Annotated in this window: 14 protein-coding genes and 2 tRNA genes; 9 read left to right on the forward strand and 7 right to left on the reverse strand. The window is 60.6% G+C overall.

Annotated elements, in window-relative coordinates; genetic code table 11:
* Positions 1-18: 18 nt before the first annotated feature.
* The gene (gene mutY, locus PL597_RS05255; protein WP_271364706.1) at positions 19-1,155 is read right to left on the reverse strand and encodes an A/G-specific adenine glycosylase; all 1,137 of its coding nucleotides are present in this window, start codon (positions 1,153-1,155) and stop codon (positions 19-21) included.
* Between the two features lie 98 nt (positions 1,156-1,253).
* Here mutY and PL597_RS05260 point away from each other — a divergent pair, with 98 nt between their 5' ends.
* From PL597_RS05260 to PL597_RS05275, 4 genes are all read left to right on the forward strand, one after another.
* Complete coding sequence (locus PL597_RS05260; RefSeq protein ID WP_142914153.1) at positions 1,254-1,769, forward strand: DUF721 domain-containing protein; 516 nt, start codon at positions 1,254-1,256, stop codon at positions 1,767-1,769.
* Positions 1,770-1,870: 101 nt separating this feature from the next.
* Entirely contained in the window at positions 1,871-2,185 is a 315-nt protein-coding gene (locus PL597_RS05265) for a hypothetical protein (protein WP_271364707.1), read from the forward strand.
* A gap of 146 nt (positions 2,186-2,331) precedes the next feature.
* On the forward strand, positions 2,332-3,012 hold the full coding sequence (locus PL597_RS05270; protein ID WP_271364708.1) for a DsbA family protein: 681 nt from the start codon (positions 2,332-2,334) through the stop codon (positions 3,010-3,012).
* An 84-nt stretch (positions 3,013-3,096) separates the two neighbouring features.
* Complete coding sequence (locus tag PL597_RS05275) at positions 3,097-6,564, forward strand: chromosome segregation SMC family protein (RefSeq protein ID WP_271364709.1); 3,468 nt, start codon at positions 3,097-3,099, stop codon at positions 6,562-6,564.
* A gap of 435 nt (positions 6,565-6,999) precedes the next feature.
* Here the strand turns inward: PL597_RS05275 and PL597_RS05280 are convergent, their stop codons facing one another.
* Complete coding sequence (locus tag PL597_RS05280; RefSeq protein ID WP_271364710.1) at positions 7,000-7,971, reverse strand: VOC family protein; 972 nt, start codon at positions 7,969-7,971, stop codon at positions 7,000-7,002.
* Positions 7,972-8,197: 226 nt separating this feature from the next.
* Here PL597_RS05280 and ppdK point away from each other — a divergent pair, with 226 nt between their 5' ends.
* Positions 8,198-10,924, forward strand: coding sequence for a pyruvate, phosphate dikinase (ppdK, locus tag PL597_RS05285; RefSeq protein WP_271364711.1), 2,727 nt, complete (start codon positions 8,198-8,200; stop codon positions 10,922-10,924).
* Here ppdK and PL597_RS05290 read toward each other — a convergent pair.
* Entirely contained in the window at positions 10,902-11,174 is a 273-nt protein-coding gene (locus PL597_RS05290) for a hypothetical protein (RefSeq protein WP_077982781.1), read from the reverse strand. The genes ppdK and PL597_RS05290 overlap by 23 nt on opposite strands.
* Positions 11,175-11,325: 151 nt before the next feature.
* Complete coding sequence (locus tag PL597_RS05295; protein WP_077982780.1) at positions 11,326-12,690, reverse strand: dicarboxylate/amino acid:cation symporter; 1,365 nt, start codon at positions 12,688-12,690, stop codon at positions 11,326-11,328.
* Between the two features lie 320 nt (positions 12,691-13,010).
* Here PL597_RS05295 and PL597_RS05300 point away from each other — a divergent pair, with 320 nt between their 5' ends.
* Positions 13,011-13,934 carry a DUF1499 domain-containing protein gene (locus tag PL597_RS05300; RefSeq protein WP_142914159.1) on the forward strand — a complete coding sequence of 308 codons (924 nt, stop codon included), beginning with the start codon at positions 13,011-13,013 and terminating at the stop codon, positions 13,932-13,934.
* A gap of 249 nt (positions 13,935-14,183) precedes the next feature.
* Here the strand turns inward: PL597_RS05300 and PL597_RS05305 are convergent, their stop codons facing one another.
* Positions 14,184-15,092, reverse strand: coding sequence for an MBL fold metallo-hydrolase (locus PL597_RS05305; RefSeq protein ID WP_271364712.1), 909 nt, complete (start codon positions 15,090-15,092; stop codon positions 14,184-14,186).
* Between the two features lie 203 nt (positions 15,093-15,295).
* On the opposite strand from PL597_RS05305, the gene PL597_RS05310 reads away from it, so the two are divergent.
* Together PL597_RS05310 and PL597_RS05315 are read left to right on the forward strand one after the other, a co-directional pair.
* Positions 15,296-15,370, forward strand: a tRNA-Gln gene (locus PL597_RS05310).
* A gap of 343 nt (positions 15,371-15,713) precedes the next feature.
* Positions 15,714-16,091 (forward strand): hypothetical protein, encoded by a 378-nt coding sequence (locus PL597_RS05315; protein WP_137409907.1) that lies wholly within the window; start codon positions 15,714-15,716, stop codon positions 16,089-16,091.
* 350 nt (positions 16,092-16,441) lie between these two features.
* Here the strand turns inward: PL597_RS05315 and mqo are convergent, their stop codons facing one another.
* Positions 16,442-18,157, reverse strand: a complete 1,716-nt coding sequence (mqo, locus tag PL597_RS05320; RefSeq protein ID WP_271364713.1) for a malate dehydrogenase (quinone) — start codon at positions 18,155-18,157, stop codon at positions 16,442-16,444.
* 385 nt (positions 18,158-18,542) lie between these two features.
* On the reverse strand, positions 18,543-18,965 hold the full coding sequence (locus PL597_RS05325; protein ID WP_077982775.1) for a hypothetical protein: 423 nt from the start codon (positions 18,963-18,965) through the stop codon (positions 18,543-18,545).
* 264 nt (positions 18,966-19,229) lie between these two features.
* Here PL597_RS05325 and PL597_RS05330 point away from each other — a divergent pair.
* A tRNA-Pro gene (locus PL597_RS05330) sits at positions 19,230-19,306 on the forward strand.
* Positions 19,307-19,415 lie beyond the last annotated feature (109 nt).

The raw sequence follows: 19,415 nt of genomic DNA on the forward strand, positions 1-19,415 counted from the left end.
GAGCGTCTGAAAGACGCTCTAAAACTTTGAGTTGCGCATCGTTCCTGTCGAAAATCGATTCCGATTTTCGGGCCGATGCGTGGATGGAATAGCCTGCGCGATGACTTTCTTCATCACCGTTGGCAGCGCCTGCGCGTCAAGATTTGTAACCGGCTCCCACCATCCGTCATCCGGTCCGGTTTGAAGGCCATCCGGAACCTGTGCGCGATAGACGGTGAGCCGCAGTTCGAAATGGGTGAAGACATGCACGATCACGCCCGCCGCCTGCCAGTCCGCTGAAAAAGGCGCGTGGCTCACCTCAGTGCCGCCATCCAGACGGGCGGTCCATGCCGTTGTCGGCACCTCGGTCATGCCGCCCAGAAGCCCGCTGTCGATGCGCCGCCGCAGCAGAATTTCGCCCTCTGTATTCACTGCGACGAAAGCAGCCCCGAGCCGCACCGGTTTTGCCTTTTTCGCGGCTTTCGCCGGAAACCGTTCCGGCTCGTCTTCCGCAAGCGCCAGACAGACGCCATTGAACGGACAGAGCGCGCAGGCCGGCCGCTTCGGCGTGCAGATCGTTGCGCCGAGGTCCATCATCGCCTGGGCAAAATCGCCGGGTCGGTCTGCGGGCGTCAGTGCGGCGACCTTCATTTTCATCGCTGGCTTGGAGCCGGGCAGGGGCGCATCGATGACAAAGAGGCGCGAGATGACGCGCTCCACATTGCCGTCCATGACAGCAGCCTGCCGGTTAAAGGCGATGGCCGCCACCGCGGCGGACGTATAATCGCCGATGCCGGGCAACTGCTTCAGGCCCTCTTCCGTATCCGGAAAGACGCCGCCATGTTCGCGCGCGACGGCTTCCGCGCATTTCTTCAGGTTGCGGGCGCGGGCGTAATAACCGAGCCCCGCCCATGCGGCCATGACATCCTCGACCGGTGCCGCCGCGAGATCGTCAACACGCGGCCAGGCGGCGAGAAACTTCAGGAAATAGGGTTTGACCGCCTGCACCGTCGTCTGCTGTAGCATCACTTCGGAAAGCCAGACGTGATAGGGATCGGCACGTTTTCCCTGCGCCGCCATGGCCGGGGAGGTGCGCCAGGGCAATTCGCGATGATGCCGGTCGTACCATGCGAGCAGCATCTGCGCATAAGACGACGAGGCGGTTTTTTGAAGCATGGTTTGCCGTTTCTGTTCGATTTGGCCTATAGTTGGGACATAAGAAGCGGGCGATCAAGAACATGCGGATTCGCCGGCTCCCAAATCGCGAGTGAAACATGCGTTATCCCCAGAGCGGTGCCGGTAAGAAAAAGGGCGTTGTCCAGATCGCCGAAGTCGCCAATGGCATCATGGACCCCGTGCTGTCGAAGCGGGCGGGCATCAATACCGCGCTGCTCGGCTCCTGGGACGAGATTGCCGGCGACGATTTTGCCGATTGCACGCGGCCCGAAAAGATCACCTGGCCGCGCCGCGACGAAGGGCCGGATCGCGGCGGTTATCAGCCCGGCGTGCTGACGATCGCCTGCGAAGGCGCGCGCGCCCTGTTTCTCACCCATGCGCAGGGCGAACTGATTGCCCGCATCAACGGCTTTTTCGGCTTTCCGGCGGTGCGCCAGATCAGGATCGTGCAGAAGCCGGTGTCGCAGGCCATCACCCGCCGGCGCAAACCGCAGCCCCTGCGCGGCGATGCGGCAAAACGTCTCGATGACATGATGGAAGGCATCGAGAGCGAGGCATTGCGCAAGGCGGTGGAACGGCTCGGCACGGCGGTCTTGCAGAAGAAGCCGCGCTAAATAAGAAGCATTTTTATTCGTCGTTGAAATAAATTGAAATTATAATTCAACAGAATATATTGAGTTATGGTGTTGTTATTTTTTAAAAATGAATATTATTAATGGTAAAGAGCATAAAAATATTATTGTCGTATGTTGTGGTAATGTCGGCTTGCCTGTTCGCTATATTTTTTCTTGAGCCGGATCCGCATGGAAAAGAAGCGTTATTAGTCGATTTGTTTGGCGTTGCGGCTGTGAAGTGGTTTTTTCGCGTGGTGGCGCTCGCCGTTCTTGTCTTCGCCATCTGTACCATATTTTGCGGCAAGAAGGTCGATCGGATGCTTGACCACTCGGTAGCACAGCGACATTCCATAGACAAAGCCATTCGCTATGAGGATAAATCCCGCGGTTCAGATGAAGTGAGGCGGCGCGATTAAGGTGTATCGCCCAGTATAGCTGCCATCGCGATGTCACGATTGTTTGACAAGGAAGTTTCAGACCCCGCTTGTCGCGCTGCCGGTCCTGATGATATCGGGTTAGCGAATTGCGCATCAGGCAGTTTCAAATCAACACGGGTGTTTCCATGCCGATTTCCGAATTGAATTTTACCAGACGCAGCCTTCTCGGCGGTGTTGCCCTTGCCGCCATTGCCACGGCTCTGCCGTTTGCCTTCACGCCCGGTATTGCCGAGGCGCAGGAATTGCCTGAATCCACCGGTGATGTGGATATGGCTGCTGTCATGAAGCCCGGCCCGCTGCCGGAAGCAGCGCTCGGTGATGCCAACGCACCCGTCAAGATCGTCGAATATATGTCGATGACCTGCCCGCACTGCGCTAACTTCCACAACAAGACCTTCGAAGAAATCAAGAAGAAGTACATCGATACCGGCAAGGTCTATTTCGTGCTGCGCGAATTCCCGTTCGATCCGCGCGCCGCTGCCGCCTTCATGCTGGCGCGCTGCGCACCGGAAGGTCAGTATTTCCCCTTCGTTTCCATGCTGTTCAAGCAGCAGCAGAGCTGGGCAACCGCCCAGGATGCACGTGCCGCCCTGCTGCAAATGTCGAAAATGGCCGGTTTCTCACAGGAGTCTTTCGAGGCCTGCTTGACGAACCAGAAACTTCTGGATGATGTGAACGCAACCATGCAACGCGGTGCGACGGAATTCGGCGTCAACTCCACGCCGACTTTCATCATCAACGGCAAAAAATACGCAGGAGACATGTCGGTTGAAACCATGTCGGCTGTCATCGACAAGCTGCTCTGATCACCGAAGCCTGAAAGAGACGGGCGGCGGAAATTTCCGCACGCCCGTTTTTTATTGCCGTTTTTATATCCGGAGCATGGCGGCATGAAGTTCAACAAGCTCCGCGTCGTCGGTTTCAAGTCCTTCGTTGAACCATCGGAATTCATCATCGAGCCCGGTCTGACAGGCGTTGTCGGTCCGAATGGCTGCGGCAAGTCCAATCTGGTCGAAGCGCTGCGCTGGGTGATGGGCGAAAACTCCTACAAGAACATGCGCGCATCCGGCATGGATGACGTCATCTTCTCCGGCTCCGGCAACCGCCCGGCCAGAAACACCGCCGAAGTCGGCCTTTATCTCGACAATTCCGACCGCACCGCGCCCGCCGCCTTCAACGATGCCGATGAAATTCAGGTGACGCGCCGCATCGAACGTGAAAACGGCTCCGTTTATCGTATCAATGGCAAGGAAGCGCGCGCCAAGGATGTGCAACTGCTGTTTGCCGATGCCTCCACCGGCGCACGCTCGCCCTCCATGGTGGGGCAGGGCCGCATCGGCGAACTTATCAACGCCAAGCCGCAGGCTCGTCGCCAGCTGCTGGAAGAGGCGGCCGGCATTTCCGGCCTGCATTCCCGCCGCCACGAGGCCGAGCTTCGCCTGCGCGCCGCCGAAACCAATCTGGAGCGGCTGGAAGATGTGACCGCCCAGCTGGAAAGCCAGATCGAAAGCCTGAAACGCCAGGCGCGTCAGGCCAACCGTTTCAAGATGCTGTCGGCGGATATCCGCGCCCGCGAGGCGACGCTTCTGCACATCCGCTGGGTGGAAGCAAAGGAAGCGGAAGGCGAGGCGGAAAGCGCCCTCAATCAGGCGACCAACATCGTCGCCGAAAAGGCGCAAGCCCAGATGGAAGCGGCCAAGCAGCAGGGCATCGCCAGCCTGAAATTGCCGGAACTGCGCGAGGACGAGGCCCGCGTCGCCGCCGCCCTGCAACGCCTGCAGATCGCCCGCACCCAGCTGGATGACGAGGCGAACCGCCTGCTGCGCCGCCGCGACGAGCTGGCCCGCCGTCTCTCGCAGCTTGGCGAAGATATCGTCCGCGAGGAACGGCTGGTCGCCGATAATGCCCAGATACTCGCGCGGCTTGATGAAGAAGAGGCCGAGCTTCTGGAAATCCTCTCCGATTCCGGTCGCCACGCGGACGAGATGCGCGAGGCCTTCGAGGCTGCGGCCATCAAGCTGTCGGAAAGCGAAGCCATCTTCACATCAATCACCGCCGAACGCGCGGAAGCCGCTGCCGGCCGCCAGCAGCTGGAGCGGGCGATCCGCGATCTTTCCGACCGCAAGCTGAGGCTCGAGCGGCAATCGCAGGAAGCATCCACCGAGGTTGACGCCATCGACGAAAAGCTCTCCGGCCTTCCCGATCCTGCGGAGCGGCGCGAAGCTGTAGAGGCGGCTGAGATCGCGGTCGAGGACGCTTTGATTGTCGTGGAAGAGGCCGAGGCCGCCGTTGCCGAGGCGCGTTCCGCCGAAGCACTGGCGCGCGGGCCGCTGGAAGCCGCGAAGAACCGGCTGAATGCGCTGGATACCGAAGCACGCACCATTACCAAAATCCTCGCCTCCAGTGCTGCTGCCAATGGCAGTTTCACGCCGGTGGCGGAAGAAATGACGGTGGAGCGCGGTTATGAGGCCGCACTGGGCGCGGCGCTGGGCGACGATCTCGAAAGCCCGCTCGATGCGAGCGCCCCCGCCTATTGGGGCGGCAATGGCGACGGTGCTGGCGATCCCGCCCTGCCGCAGGGTGCCGAACCGCTTCTGGATTATGCGCAGGCGCCTGATGCGCTTAGACGTGCCCTTGCGCAGATTGGCGTCGTCGCAGACGTTTCGGAGGCCCGTCGCCTTCTGCCTTTGTTGAAAGCTGGCCAGCGACTGGTCACGCGCGAGGGCGCGCTGTTCCGCTGGGACGGGCATATCGCCAGCGCCGATGCACCGGGTGCAGCAGCCCTTCGCCTGTCGCAGAAGAACCGCCTTGCCGAAATCGAGACGGAACTGGATGAGGCCCGCTCCATTATGGAAGACGCCGAAGACCAGCTTGCCGCGAAAACCGAGGACATCAGAAGCAGCGAATTGCGGCTTTCGGACGTGCGTGACCGGAGCCGGCTTGCGACCCGACAGCTTGCCGAGGCGCGTGAGGCGCTGACTTCAGCCGAACGGGCTTCGGGCGATCTGCTGCGCCGCCGGGATATCGTCTCCGAAGCATTGAACCAGATTGGCGCGCAGATCGACGAAATCGCCGTCCAGGAAGAAAATGCCCGTATCGAAATGGAAGATGCGCCGGACCTTTCCGTGCTTGATCTCAAGCTGCGCGAAAGCCAGCTCGAAGTCGCCACCGACCGCGGGCTCTTGGCGGAAGCGCGCGCCCGCCATGAGGGCGTGAGCCGCGAGGCGGAAAGCCGCCAGCGCAGAATCCAGGCGATAGGGCAGGAGCGTTCCACTTGGCAATCGCGGGCGGCAAGTGCGGCCGATCACATCGCCACACTGCGCGAGCGTGAGGAAGAGGCGCGCGAGGAAATCGCCGAACTGGACATTGCACCCGAGGAATTCGACGAGAAACGCCGCAACCTCCTCAACGAACTGCAAAAGACCGAAGACGCCCGCCGCGCCGCCGCCGACCGACTGGCCGAGGCGGAAAACGTGCAGCGCGTCGCCGACCGGGTGGCGGCAACGGCGCTTTCGGAACTCGCCGAAGCCCGCGAGAAGGGCGGCCGCGCCGAAGAGCGGCTGGTTTCCGCCCGCGAAAAACGGCAGGAGGCGGAACATCGCATCCGCGAAACGCTGAATACCGAGCCACATATGGCATTTCGCCTGACCGGCCTTGGCCCAGACCAGCCGAAGCCGGATATACGCGATGTCGAGCGCGATCTCGACCGGCTGAAGATCGAGCGCGAAAGGCTTGGCGCCGTCAATCTGCGCGCCGAGGAAGAACAGGCCGAGCTTTCCGCCAAGCTCGAGGCGCTCATCAAGGAGCGGGATGACATCATCGACGCCGTGCGCAAGTTGCGCGCCGGTATCCAGAACCTCAATCGCGAGGGCCGCGAAAGGCTGATCGCCGCCTTCGACGTGGTCAATTCGCAGTTCCAGCGACTGTTCACCCATCTCTTCGGCGGCGGCACAGCGGAATTGCAGCTGATCGAATCCGACGATCCGCTGGAAGCCGGCCTCGAAATCCTCGCCCGCCCGCCCGGCAAGAAGCCGCAGACCATGACATTGCTTTCGGGCGGCGAGCAGGCGCTGACGGCCATGGCGCTGATCTTCGCGGTCTTCCTGACCAACCCCGCACCAATCTGCGTGCTGGACGAGGTGGACGCGCCGTTGGACGACCACAATGTCGAGCGATACTGCAACCTGATGGATGAAATGGTGGCTTCTACGGAAACCCGCTTCGTCATCATCACCCACAATCCCATCACCATGGCGCGCATGAACCGCCTGTTCGGTGTCACCATGGCCGAACAGGGCGTCTCGCAACTCGTCTCCGTGGATTTACAGACTGCCGAACAGCTGCGCGAAGCCGTCTGAGGCGGCTTGTTGGGGGATACGTTCCCGACTTTTGCTCAATGGGAATTTATCGCGCTGTCTCACCCATTCGGGTGAGCGACTTCGCGCGGCTTTTTGCTATGTATTGGTCACAAGCTTAGGGCTCTCTCCAGACCCCACCATCCGGTTTCCTGTACCGGATGGAATGCCTTGCGAGGCCGCTGCCGTGGCCTCGCAAGGCTTTCTTTCTAGGGGCCACACGCCCCTTTTTCGCTCATTCCTGTGCTCGTCACAGGAATCCAGCCGGCGCGCGTCTGCGCGGCGACAGGAGCCCTTCCAGCCTAAGGACTTGGGCTGGCTAGATTCCTGTGACGAGGGCAGGAATGGGGGAATGCGGATGCTGTGCTTTGCGGAATTCGAACGATATGGCGCAGGCTTTCTCGGCATCTGCTCGCATCAAAATTTAAGCCTCAAACCTCACCCCGGCACCAGCCGCAGCCGCGTGCCCCAGGGGTCGATCGCTTCCACGACGTTATTCTCCATCTCCACCAGCACGCAACCGGCGGCCCGCAGCCGCGTCTTCTGCGCTTCCAGATCGGCGGAATTGCGAACGGTAATTGAAAACCAGTCGAGGCCGGTTTCGGAAGCGTTGCGTGCCTTCGCACCCCTGCTGTTCCATGTATTCACCGCCAGATGATGGTGATAACCGCCGGAAGAAAGGAAAGACGCGTCCGAGCGCGCATCCTGCGTCGGTCGCAGGCCGATGGCCTCTTCGTAAAAGGCGCGGGCGGCGGCGATTTCGCCGACCCGCAGGTGAACATGCCCGATACGCATCCCCGCCGGGGCAGCCTCATAATCGCTTTTTCTGGTATCGGTCAGCGTCACGAGATCATCGACATCGAGCGGTTCCGTGCCCATTTTCACCACGTTACCGTTCCAGACCCATGTGTCCTTCGGCCGGTCGCTGTAAACCTCGATACCGTTGCCCTCGGGATCGTTGAGATAGATCGCCTCGCTGACATTGTGATCGGCAAAACCCGTTAGCGGCACCTGCTTCAGCGCTGCATGCACTAGCCAGCGGGCCAGATCCTTGCGGGAGGGCATCAGATAGGCGATGTGGAACAGGCCGGCGGAAGTGGGGCTCTCGAAATCCGCCGCCGGCTTGTGCACGAGATCGAGCAGCGGCACGTTGCCGATACCGAGCGTCACACCCCTTGCCGTGCGTTCCACCTCGTTCATACCGAGCACCGAACGGTAGTACTCGATCATCTGATCGAGATCGCGCACACGCAGCGCCGCCTGACCCACATGCATCGGTGTCGTTAAGGCGAAGGGCAGGGTGGCATTTGCGGGAGTTGCACCCCCTTCCGCTTTGAGCGCCCCGGCAAGAGCGGTGGCGGCACAGGAAATTCCGGCAAATTTCAACGTATGGCGGCGGGTAAATTGCATGAATAATCTCTTTGCAGCGATTTGAATGGCTTAGGCAACACTCCGTTTCAGCGCACTACACGAATGCGTCAATCATGCCGTATTTGGCCTTTGCGGCAATTCTTGCGCGCAATTCGCCGCAATTATGCTGCACTGCGATGTAAACTGCACGTTGCGGCGTTCCCAACATGCTGGCAATGCTGTAGATGATAGAAAAATGACAACGCTTCTGGGTGGAGAGCGTGGAATGAAAAAATGGGTTTATACCTTCGGCAATGGTGCTGCCGAAGGCAGGGCAGGTGACGTTGCTATATTGGGCGGCAAGGGCGCGAACCTTGCCGAAATGGCAAGTCTCGGCCTACCCGTTCCCCCCGGCCTCACGATTATCGCCGATGCCTGCGCGCTTTATCACAAGAATGGTCGCGATCTTCCCGAAGAGCTGAAACTGCAGGTCATGGCCGGGCTGCACGGCATGGAGATCGTCACCGGCAAGACCTTCGGCGGCAGCCAGTCGCCACTGCTCATTTCCGTCCGCTCCGGCGCCCGCGCCTCCATGCCCGGCATGATGGACACCGTCCTCAACCTCGGGCTCAACGACCGCACGGTCGAGGCGCTTGGCCACGATGCGGGCGACGCCCGTTTCGCCTGGGACAGCTACCGCCGTTTCATCCAGATGTATGGCGACGTCGTCATGGGCCTCGATCATGAAATGTTCGAGGAAATCCTGGAGGACGAAAAAGGCCGGCTTGGCCATGAATACGATACCGACATGTCGGCAGTCGAATGGCAGCACGTCGTTTCGCTCTATAAAAAGCTGATCGAGGACGAGCTTGGCGAAGCCTTCCCGCAGGATTGTCATGTCCAGCTCTGGGGTGCCATCGGCGCGGTTTTCGCCAGCTGGACCAACCACCGCGCCGTGACCTATCGTCACCTGCATAATATTCCCGGCGACTGGGGTACGGCGGTCAACGTTCAGGCGATGGTCTTCGGCAATCTTGGCTCGTCCTCGGCAACCGGCGTCGCTTTCACCCGTAATCCCTCGACCGGCGAGGCGGAGCTTTACGGCGAATTCCTCGTTAATGCGCAAGGGGAAGACGTGGTTGCAGGCATCCGCACGCCGCAATCCATCACCGAGGCTGCGCGGCTGGTATCGGGTTCCGACAAGCCTTCCATGGAAAAGCTGATGCCGGAGGCGTTTTCCGAATTTCTGGCGATCTGCAAGCGGCTGGAAACCCACTATCGTGACATGCAGGATCTGGAATTCACCATCGAGCGCGGCAAGCTCTGGATGTTGCAGACCCGTTCCGGAAAGCGCACCACCCGCGCCGCCATGAAGATCGCCGTCGATATGGTGGAGGAGGGGCTGATCTCGCAGGAGGAAGCCGTCTGCCGCATCGAGCCCTCATCGCTCGACCAGCTGCTGCACCCCACCATCGATCCCGGTATTTCCCGCCCCATCATCGGCTCCGGCCTGCCGGCTTCACCGGGTGCGGCAACCGGCGAGATCGTTTTTACGGCGGAAGAGGCGGTTGCGGCGGAGGCCGAAGGCCGCCGCGTCATTCTAGTGCGCATCGAAACCAGCCCGGAAGATATTCACGGCATGCATGCCGCCGAAGGCATTCTGACGACGCGTGGCGGCATGACAAGCCACGCCGCCGTGGTGGCGCGCGGCATGGGCATTCCCTGCGTCACCGGCGCCGGCTCCATGCGCGTCGATATGCGCAACAAGGTGCTGATCGGCGTCGGCTGCATGCTGAAACGCGGCGACATCATCACCATCGACGGTTCTTCCGGCCGGGTGCTGAAGGGCGAAGTGCCGATGACACAGCCGGAACTGTCAGGCGATTTCGGCAAGCTGATGCAATGGGCTGATAGCCTGCGCCGCATGACGGTGCGCACCAATGCCGATACGCCTGCCGACGCCCGTGCCGCCCGCGCCTTCGGTGCCGAGGGTATCGGCCTCTGCCGCACCGAGCACATGTTCTTCGAGGGCGACCGCATCCATGTGATGCGCGAAATGATCCTCGCCGAAAGCGAAAAGGGCAGGCGGGCAGCGCTTGACGAGCTTCTGCCCATGCAGCGATCGGATTTTACCGAGCTGTTCCAGATCATGCACGGCCTGCCGGTAACGATCCGCCTGCTCGACCCGCCGCTGCACGAATTCCTGCCGAAGACCGATGGTGAGATCGTCGAGGTCGCCGCCGCCATGGGCATGCCGCAGACGGTGTTCCGCCAGCGGCTGGATGCGCTGCACGAATTCAACCCCATGCTCGGCCATCGCGGCTGCCGTCTGGCCATTTCCTATCCGGAAATCGCCGAAATGCAGGCACGCGCCATTTTTGAAGCGGCTGTCGCTGCGGCGCGCATTACCGGCGCACCCGTCGTGCCCGAAATCATGGTGCCGCTGGTCGGCCTCCGCTCCGAGCTGGATTACGTGACTGCGGTCATCGATGGTGTTGCCGCAGCCGTGGCGCAGGAAACCGGCATGGAGATCGAATATCTCACCGGCACCATGATCGAACTGCCGCGTGCGGCACTACGCGCCCATGTCATTGCGGAAGCCGCGGAATTCTTCTCCTTCGGCACCAACGACCTGACACAGACGACCTTCGGCATTTCGCGTGACGATGCGGCGCGGTTCATCAATACCTATCAGCGCAAGGGGATCATCGAACGCGATCCGTTCATCTCGCTCGATTTCGACGGTGTGGGGGAACTGATCCGCATCGCCGCCGAACGCGGCCGCCAGACGCGGCCGGAACTGAAACTCGGCATCTGCGGCGAACATGGCGGCGATCCGGCCTCGATCCATTTCTGCGAAGATGCGGATCTCGATTACGTGTCCTGCTCACCCTTCCGCGTGCCCATCGCCCGGCTTGCGGCGGCGCAGGCGACGCTGGCTGCAAAGGCGAGAGAGGGCGAGACGCCAAGCAATGTCGCCTTCATTCCCGTCAGGGGTTCTGTTGGACGATGATGCGCCGCTCCACCACCACGGGGCGGTAGAACATGTCGCGGTTCATCTGCGCCTGCCAGGCGCGGTTATCGGCGCGGCGGTCCATCTCCAGATCGAGAAGGCAACCGGCCATCGGGTCCGTGCCGGGGCGGAAACCATAACCCCGGCATGTCGCCTCATCCCGCGCCCGGCGCTCTTCCGGTGTCAGCGTCTGGCAGGCGGTGAGCGCCAGCATGGCGGCAAGCGAACCGAGGACGATGGAAACACGCATCTTGTTTCTCCCTGATATGACAGCCGTACGGCACTTTTATTGCCGCGATTGATACGCCTGTTTGCATTTTGGGAAAAGCCGCATCGGGGTGGAAAGTTGCATTGCAACGGTAGCGATCGCGCGTGACGACCGCTACCGCCGGCAGATGTTCTCAGGCCGCCGCCACTTCCCGGTCATCGAGCGCGTCGATGTCCTTGGCGTTGTTATAAACGGCCTCGTTGAGAATGCCCTCACGCTTGGCGACGATGGTCGGCACCAGTGCCTGTCCGGCGACGTTGACCGCCGTGCGGCCCATATCGAGGATCGGGTCTATGGCGAGCAGCAGGCCCACGCCTTCGAGCGGCAGGCCGAGTGTGGAGAGTGTCAGCGTCAGCATCACCACAGCACCCGTCAGGCCGGCCGTTGCAGCGGAACCGAGCACGGAAACGAAGACGATCAGAACATATTCCTGAATGCCGAGCGGCACCTGGAAGAACTGCGCGATGAAGATCGCCGAGATTGCCGGATAGATCGCGGCGCAGCCATCCATCTTGGTGGTGGCGCCGAGCGGCACGGAGAAGGCGGCATATTCGCGCGGCACGCCGAGGCTCTTTTCCGTCACGGTTTCGGTGACGGGCAGCGTACCGATGGAGGAACGTGAGACGAAGGCAAGCTGGATGGCTGGCCATGCGCCTGCAAAGAACCGCGACGGCTTCAGGCCATGCGCCAGAAGCAGCGCCGGATAGACCACGAAGAGTACCAGCGCCAGACCGATATACACGGCCGCCGCATACCAGCCGAGCTGCGACAGCGTCGTCCAGCCATATTGGTCAACCGCGCGGCCGAGCAGGCCGATGGTGCCGATGGGGGTGAGGCGGATGACCCACCACAGGATTTTGCGCACGATGGCGAGCAGCGACTGGTTGAAGGCGAGGAATGGCTCCGCCGCCTTGCCGGCTTTTAGCGCCGCCACACCAAAGGCGATCGATACGACGAGCAACTGCAACACGTTGAAGTTCAGCGAGGTGCTGCCGGCGCCGTTGTTGATTTTGGTGGACGCTTCAAGGCCGAAGACGTTGGCAGGAACCAGACCCTTGAGGAAGTCCAGCCAGGAGCCGGTGGAGGAGGGTGCGGCCGCTGCCGTATTGGCAATCGCCGTGTTGACACCCGGCTGAATGACGAGGCCGAGCACGATACCGATGACGACGGCGATCAGTGCTGTGATGGCAAACCACAAAAGCGTCTGCCAGACGAGCTTCGCCGCATTGGAGAGGTTCTTGAGATTGGCGATTGAAGCGACGATGGCCGTGAAGATCAGCGGCGGCACCAGCGCGCGCAAAAGCTGCACGAAAATGCTGCCGATGGTCTGCAGCGTCACCGAAAGCCAGTTCGGGCTGCCGGCGGCATCGGGGCCGATGTTGCGCGCAACGAGCCCGAGCAGCAGGCCGATGACCATGGCGATCAGAACCTGAAAGCCGAAATTGCGGTAAAAGGGTTTAGGCCCGGAGGGGCCGGCGGACGTCGTTGCCTGTGACATGAGATGTCTCTTTATTGTGCAAAAAACGAGAATGTTGCACTTTTTACACGCATTCTCGAGGGAGGTCGCCGACAATACGCCGATTTCCTCAGCAATTAAGAGATGGACTTGCGTATTTGTTTCATTGTCGGGGAATTATTCCCTGGAACATGTGCGATGCGGAAAATTATTCCAGGCTCTCGCCGTCGTAGCGCGGATCGCCATTGTCCTTTGTTTTCCTCGTCGCAAATCCGGTCTATGACATCATATGCAGGTGATTCCCTGTCAGAATTCGGGTGCAACGCTTTTTAGCCAATGCGATCTAACGGATATCCGCTTCCATGACTGTGCGTTTCGTCCGGCCTTTTTCGGTTGCAGCCTATCTTTCCCGGTATCTGGGCCTTGCGGCGCTGGCGCTTTTTCTCATTGCCGCCGGTATCCACCGTTTCGGACCGTTGACGACGCCAGATCTTGTCGGGCTGCTCCTGATTGCCGCCGGTATCGCTCTTCTCGCTGTGCTTCTGGCGCTGATCGGCCTCGAGCGGCTTTGGACCAGGGGTGCGCGCGGCGGGCTTTCGGCGCTGGCGGCGCTGCTTCTCTCGGCCCTGCCGCTCGGCGTGGTCGGTTACGGCGCTTTTCTTTATTGGCAGCAGCCGAAGATTTACGACATTTCCACGGACCTGAGCGACGTGCCGGAGTGGCTGGCGGCACCAGCGGCCAACCAACAATGGCTGGTGCGGCCCGCCGTCATCACCAGGGCCGACCGCGATGCGCAGATGGAGGCCTATGCCAGCCTTGCCGGGCGCCGTTATGAAGGCGCGATTGACCGCATCTATGCCGCCGCCAAAAAAATGGCCGCCGCCCAGTCCATCCGCATCACCCATACGAAGGGTGTGATCGGCGTGGAAGACGCCCCCTCCATCGGGGTGCCGCCACAGGACAGGCAGCAGCAGCCCACGGAAGATGCACCGGTGGAAGACCTGCCCTCCATCGTGCCGGTGCCCATGGCCCGCCCGACTGATGCGCCGTTACCCACCTTCTTCAACGGCAGCGGCGTGGTGCTGATGCAGGGTGAAACCCGCACCCGCATCTGGGGCCTGCGTTTCGATATCCTCATCCGCCTGAAGGAAGAGGCGGAAACCACCATCGTCGACGTGCGCGTCGCCTCCCGCTACGGCCCGCATGATCTCGGCATGGGTGCGGCGATTGCCGAGGCCTATCTCGATGCGCTGGATGCGGAAATGCAGGGTCTGAACGATAATTGATACGTTTTTTGGTGTGAGGTAGCGCATGGCGCTGCGGCTTGGTTTCTTCTCCCCGAGGGGGAGAAGGTGGCCCGAAGGGTCGTATGAGGGGGCTAGCTCTCCGAATATCTCTACCGTCGCCCCCTCATCCGGCTGCCGCGGACTTCTCCCCGACGGGGAGAAGAAACGAGTGGCACTCGCCCGCGCCATCAATGGGAGAGCGATGGCTGAGGCGATAGCAAGATTTGACATGCTGCCTGTCAAAACCCGTCACGCCGGAAAATATTCACCCGTGAGCGAAGGCGCACCATCCGTCCGCACCTCGCCCTTTTCGATCAGATCCTCGATATGCGCCAGCACGGAAAGTGCGGCCGCGCCATGCAGGCGCTTGTCGGTGCTGGCATAGATCACCTTCACCATATCGGCGATCCGCCTGTCGCCGTCCCGGATGCGCTTCAGAACCGCCTTTTCCCGCATGCGGCGGTGGGCGCGCAAGCCCCGCATGAAGGCGGCGGGATCGGTGACCGGGCCGCCATGGCCAGGCAGGAACAGCCGGTCGTCGCGGGTGAGCAGCCGGTCCAGCGAGGCCATGTAATCGCTCATCGCCCCATCCGGAGGTGCCACGATGGTGGTGGCCCAGGCCATGACGTGATCGGCCGAAAAGACGATGCCGCTGCCCTCAAGCGCAAAGGCGGCGTGATTGGCGGTGTGGCCCGGCGTATGTAGCGCCGTCAATGTCCAGCCATCGCCGGAAAGGCTCTGCCCGTCGCCAAGTGCGATATCGGGCACGAAAGCCGTATCGGAACTCTCGGCAAAGGGGTTTGTCTCGCCCGCGTGTAATGGGCGCGCGGCACGGTGCGGGCCTTCCGCCACGGTCAACGCCCCAGTCACCTGCGCCAGCCTGCGGGCCAGCGGCGAATGATCGCGGTGCGTGTGGCTGACGAAGATATGGGTCACCTCGCGGCCTTCGAGCGCCGCCATCAAAGCCTGAAAATGCGCCTCATCCTCCGGGCCCGGATCGATGACGGCAACGGAGCGCTCGCCGACGATATAGGAATTGGTGCCATGAAAGGTGAAGGCGGAAGGGTTATTGACGGTGAGGCGCTGGATCAGCGGGGCAACAGGAACCGCCTCGCCATAGGCCGGCTTGAAGTCGAGATCGAATGCCGGGTCCGCCATCGAGACCTCCTCAGTGAATGCCATGCCGCCCGTGCCGACGGCACCCGCCGCACAATCGCCAAGCCCTATCATGCCGCCTGCGGCCGGGCACCCAAAAAGCTTGTATTTTGTGAAAAAATTGGTCGCCGGGTCATTGCCGCGCCGGGCAGGCTTTGCTAATCAGGCGCGGTTCAGGCAGCGGCGTTTCGCTCTCGCTGCCCTGTTGGGGCGTCGCCAAGCGGTAAGGCACCGGTTTTTGGTACCGGCATTCCCAGGTTCGAATCCTGGCGCCCCAGCCAAACTTTCTTACCGCAGTTAAATAAAAGACTTAGACGTAGATGCGTACCTCAGTGAGTACCTCACTATGTACCCCGTTTGCCGCAAGATTTGAACTCTTTCGACCACCTATGTTGCGTGAGTTATAGTCGCCCACTTTCTGCCAAGCAGCTAGCGGCGTCATTATCGGAGATGAGGAAGCTGGAAGAGCGCGCCGCAACCTCATTGATAAATGGTTATTGCCCGGACTATCGAAGAGTGACCTTGATACTATCGGCTGTGGATACCGGTGCGTTACGAATATTATCGCAATATTCGTAGGATATAGTGTGCGTCTTGCGCCTTGCCTTTTGGGGATTTAATTGAATGAAGACGACTTTACTACTCTGTGCAGCAGTGATGACGCTGGCTGGCTGCCAGACACCGGCACCACAATCTGTTTTGGATTCGCAGCGTCCTCCTTCCAGATCGATTAAACGGGACTATGTGGGCGTCCTGCGCGGAACCATTAAACCCGGGGATTTCACGAAAGCCGAGATTTCGAGCGTAGTGTTGCTCGATCCCGCAAAGCAGATTTACGCTTTTTGCACGCGGACAGCAGAACGTTCCAATCCCAATTGGTCGTATATTGGCATAGCCTTGTACCAGAATGTGAGCGTGGACGCCTCAAAGAATGACTACCGTTGCCGCGACAAGCGATTGCGTTACTATAAATTTCCGGAGTTGCTGAACATGAAGTCCTGATTGCGATTGCGCGGCGCTAAGCTCGTCTTCCGCGCCGCCCATCTTCACTCCCGTGCTTGAGACCATGCAAGGACACTTCAGGAGAAGTTCGGGGGCTCAGCGAAAGACAGAAAAAGCCACAGGCGTCCCCTCGTAACGCTCCAACGGCATCTGAAGGTGACCTGACCGTCATCCGATGATGGTCGGCTTACCACGCCACGCTATAACCCAGGATACCGTTGAGCGCGAAAACCTGTCCTCCGTCATTCTCGGGTCAAGCCCAAGGGTGAGTGCGGGAAAGGCGTGCATCAACAAAAACGCCGCGCATCCGGAGACACGCGGCGTTCAATCCTAAAAATCGCAACCAAGCCTTAAAGCGCGATATCCGGCACCTTCTTCACTGGCGCACCCGCAGGCGCCGCGCCGGCGCCCTTCAGTGCCTCAAGGTCGATCTGCGGCGGGGTGGGCAGCTGCAGGTGTTCGGCGGTATAGGCCCATTCCTGCCGCACCTTTTCCGGGTCGTCATGGAGCTTCGTGCCATAGCTCGGCACGATCTGGCGCAGCTTCGTTTGCCATTCCGGCGTCGCGACCTTGTCCTTGAAGACCTTTTCCAGAACGCTGAGCATGATCGGTGCCGCCGTCGAGGCGCCCGGCGAAGCGCCGAGCAGACCGGCGATGCTGCCATCCTTGGCGGAGACGACTTCAGTGCCGAGCCTCAGCACGCCGCCCTTTTCCTCGTCGCGCTTGATGATCTGCACGCGCTGGCCTGCCTGCCACAGGCGCCATTCGCCCTGCTTGGCATTGGGGAAATATTCTTTCAGCGCGGCAAAACGGTCGTCGTCCGACATCATCAGCTGGCCGGCGAGATATTCCACCAGCGGATATTCATCGATGCCCACCCGCACCATCGGCCATGCATTGCTTGTCGTAACGGAGGAGACGAGATCGAAATAGGAGCCCTCCTTCAGGAACTTGGTGGAGAAGGTGGCGAAAGGCCCGAACAGGATGACACGCTTGCCGCCCAGCACGCGGGTATCGAGATGCGGCACCGACATGGGCGGCGAGCCGACCGAGGCCTTGCCATAGGCCTTGGCGAGGTGCTGCATCGTCACATCAGGGTTCTCGTTGATGAGGAACGAGCCGCCCACCGGGAAACCGGCATAATCATCGGCTTCGGGAATGCCGGACATCTGCAACAGATGCAGCGCGCCGCCGCCGGCGCCGATGAACACGAATTTCGCGTCCACCACCTGTTCGGCATCGGTTTTGGTGTTGGTATAGGTCACGCGCCAGCTGCCATCGGCATTGCGCTGGATGTCGGAAACCTCGCTATTGACCTGCAGGTCGAAATTCTGGTCGCTCTGCAGATGCGACACGAACTGGCGGGTGATTTCGCCGAATTCCATGTCGGTGCCGAGCGGCGACCAGGTGGCGCCGATCTTCTGGGAAGGGTCGCGGCCTTCCATCATCAGCGGCACCCACTTCTTGATCTGCTCGGGATCGGTGGAGAACTCCATGCCGGCAAAAAGCGGGCTGGCCCTCAACGCCTGATAACGCTTTTCCAGATAGGCGACGTTCTCGTCACCCCAGACGAAGCTCATATGCGGCGTGTGGTTGATGAAGGAGCGCGGGTTCTTCAAGACGCCGTTCTTCACCTGCCATGCCCAGAACTGCCGGGAAATCTGGAAGGATTCGTTGATGTTGATGGCTTGGGCGATCTTGATGTTGCCGTTGGCGTCTTCCGGCGTGTAGTTCAGCTCGGCAAGCGCGGAATGGCCGGTGCCGGCATTGTTCCAGCCGTTGGAGCTTTCCAGCGCCACGCCATCCAGCCGCTCCAGCATCTGCATCGACCAGGTCGGTTCGAGTTCGCGCAGCCACACACCGAGCGTCGCGCTCATGATGCCGCCGCCGATGAGAAGGACGTCCACCTTCTTGGCGGTCGTATTGGCGAGGAGTGGGGAAGAGGGCAGCGCCGCTGCGGCAATTCCGGCGAGCGCACCGCCCAGAACCTGTCGGCGGTTCAGCGGAAATGCATGGGAGAGATCAGTGAGCTGGGATTTGTCTTGATCGATGGGAGTCACGGCCATACCTGATTCTTGTTTTGTGTTAAAAACACTCCTCCCGCTCGCCCCGTTATAGCAAAGCGCAAAGCGGCACAACCCGACCTTCTTCGCTCCGGCTCAAGCAGTTTTGCGGGGATTTTGCAGGAAATATGGTCGCAACGGCCAATTTTGCAGTCTTGCCGATCGTCATTTTTGTGACGGCGAAGATTAGCCGGTGCTTTCAAACGGTTGAAAGGGTTCTGAAAGCGGGGTGTCGCGGAAAGGCGCATATGACGCTGTTTCCGGCGCGTTGCGGGTCGCAGGGTGCGGCTACAGGCAAAAATTTTGCAGAAAAGTGGCAATAATCCCGAAAAAATGAAAAAGCCCGCCAGTTCGGGCGGGCTTTGGGCATTCGGTTTATGGCCGAAGATCAATCTGCGGCGAGGAATTCCGCGCAATAGCTCGGGCCGTTAATGCCGGGGCGGTCGGAGACCGTGCGCACGGCGGTGATCTTGTAGTCGCTGGAAACGACGAGCTGCACCGTGCAGGAGAGCGAGGCGGTGCGGGCGGGCGAGATCTGGCGCCCCTTCTTGCCATCCTTGCCTTCTTCGAATCTGGCCGGAATGGTGGCCTTTCTGTAGCCGCCGCGCCAGTTATACACGGTGGAGCTGCCAGTTTCCGTATCGCTTTGCGGCGGGCCGAATTTTGCAAAGAAAACGCCTGCGGACTGGCCGACCCAGCGGGTCTCAACGGGGCTCTTCTGGGTGAAGGAGGGAGTGGAACCGCCCGTGGAGGTGGTGCAGGCCGAGAGCGCAATGGCAAACGCTGCAAGCGTTACGCTGCGAGATAGCATGGTGAAATGTCCTTTGTGCCGTGTCCGGCTTCCCGCCGGTCATTCCGTTCCCCTAGCAGATTTGGCGGCGGCGGGCAGGGGAGGTGTGCGGTTCGATGAAAATTTCCTGCCACAATTGCTTTTTTGTAACGTTTTGAGGCCTTCCAGCCGGCGGCGCAGGCGCTTGGCAGGGTTGCTTCAACGGATGGGAAAAACTTGTCACAAAAAATGCAATAAGCCGCTTGTCGAATGCCGGAGGCTGGTCTATAGACGCGCTGCTGGTCACGGAGTGTAGCGCAGTCTGGTAGCGCACCACGTTCGGGACGTGGGGGTCGGAGGTTCGAATCCTCTCACTCCGACCAGCTTGAAGCTTGTCCAGACCGGAGACATAGGTAACAGTTTGTACCTAAGACATAGGTGACAATCTCGTGCCGAACGGATTGTCGATTGTTTGCAGCGTTCTCTGTTCCA

Origin of the sequence: Agrobacterium sp. ST15.13.013 (assembly GCF_027956525.1) — a bacterium.
GTDB lineage: Bacteria > Pseudomonadota > Alphaproteobacteria > Rhizobiales > Rhizobiaceae > Agrobacterium > Agrobacterium salinitolerans.